Here is an 817-nt window from a genome sequence, read left to right as displayed (position 1 = left end):
GTCCTCCACGGTCTTCTCGCGCTGCTTCTGGGCGACGTCGCCGGAGATGGCCACGGCCTTGAACCCGGCGCGCGTGAGCTTCTGGGCGAGCTCCTCGGTACCGGCACGGGTGCGCACGAAGGCGATGACGCCGTCGTGCTCCTCGGTCTCGAGGATCCGGCTCAGGGCCTCGAACTTCCACTGGTGACCCACCTGCAGGTAGCGCTGGCGGATCGTGGCGGACGTCGTCGACTGACGGGCGACGGCCACCTCCTCCGGGGCGTTCAGGTACTGGGCGGAGATGCGGCGGATGGCCGGGGGCATGGTGGCGGAGAACAGCGCGGTCTGCTTCGTGTCCGGGGTGGAGGCGAGGATGCGGTCCACCTCCTCCGCGAAGCCCATGCGCAGCATCTCGTCCGCCTCGTCCAGCACGAGGGTCTGCAGGTCGGAGAGGTCCAGCGAGCCGCGCTCGAGATGGTCGATCACGCGGCCCGGCGTGCCGACGACGACCTGCGCGCCCCGGCGCAGTCCGGCCAGCTGCGGGCCGTACGGGGAGCCGCCGTAGACCGCGAGCACGGAGACGTCGTCGAGATGCTTGGCGTAGCTGTCGAAGGCGTCGGCCACCTGGAGGGCGAGCTCGCGGGTCGGGGCGAGCGCGAGCACCTGCGGGGTGTCCGCGCGCCCGGTCACGTCCGTGGTCTCGGCGAGGCGGGACAGGGCCGGCAGCGCGAACGCGCCGGTCTTGCCGGTGCCGGTCTGGGCCAGGCCCACGACGTCGCGGCCGTCCAGCAGCAGCGGGATGGTCGCCTCCTGGATCGGCGAGGGGCGGGTGTAGCCC

1 protein-coding gene is annotated in these 817 nt (G+C 72.6%); it reads right to left on the bottom strand.

Annotated elements, in window-relative coordinates; all coding sequences use genetic code 11:
- The coding region (locus ACFWJO_RS39250; protein WP_386873025.1) for a DEAD/DEAH box helicase at positions 1 to 817 on the bottom strand (817 nt) is incomplete at both ends.

This window comes from Streptomyces sp. NPDC127092 (assembly GCF_042722475.1).
In the GTDB taxonomy this organism is placed as follows: domain Bacteria; phylum Actinomycetota; class Actinomycetes; order Streptomycetales; family Streptomycetaceae; genus Streptomyces.
Note: the sequence above shows the minus strand (reverse complement) of the source record. Positions and strands in the feature narration are given on the sequence as shown.